Origin of the sequence: Vibrio sp. 1727 (assembly GCF_033344415.1) — a bacterium.
GTDB classification, from domain to species: Bacteria; Pseudomonadota; Gammaproteobacteria; order Enterobacterales; family Vibrionaceae; genus Vibrio; species Vibrio alginolyticus.
The window spans coordinates 1-575 of record NZ_JAWPOT010000503.1; the positions used below are offsets into that span (position 1 = coordinate 1).

Here is a 575-nt window from a genome sequence, read left to right on the forward strand (position 1 = left end):
CGCAATCGCCCGCGAAACACTTGGTAAAGGCGGTCAGTTAGTGACTAATGGCCTGCTTTACGCGTTGCTTGTTTGTCTATTGATGGCTTACATCATTGGCGCTGGCGATCTAGTGCAAAAAATCACGGCATCAGTCGGCCTTTCTGTTTCCACTGTTTCTAGCCAAGTTGGCTTTACCATCTTAGTGGGTCTGATTGTTTCTGCTGGCACTGGTGTGGTCGACAAGCTGAACCGTGGTCTGTTTATCGGTATGATTGTTGCGCTTGTTTTAACGCTGTTTGCTCTTGCTCCTAGTGTTTCATTCGAAGGCCTAAACGAAGTCGTTAGTAGCGACAAAATGGCACTGATCAAAACCAGTTCTGTGCTATTCACCAGTTTTGGCTTTATGGTCGTCATTCCTTCGTTGGTGACTTACAACAAAGAAGCGAGCAAAACTCAGCTGCGCAACATGATCGTTGTCGGCTCTACGATTCCTTTGGTTTGTTACCTATTGTGGTTGTTTGCGGTTGTGGGTAACTTGCCGCCACATGAGCTGGTACAGTACTCAAACGTCACTGAACTTATCTCGGTTCTTG

At 46.8% G+C, this 575-nt stretch carries 1 protein-coding gene; it reads left to right on the plus strand.

Going from position 1 to position 575, the window contains the following annotated elements; all coding sequences use genetic code 11:
* Positions 1-575 (plus strand): aromatic amino acid transport family protein (locus tag R8O10_RS26605; protein ID WP_318192149.1); only part of this gene is annotated, 575 nt, incomplete at both ends.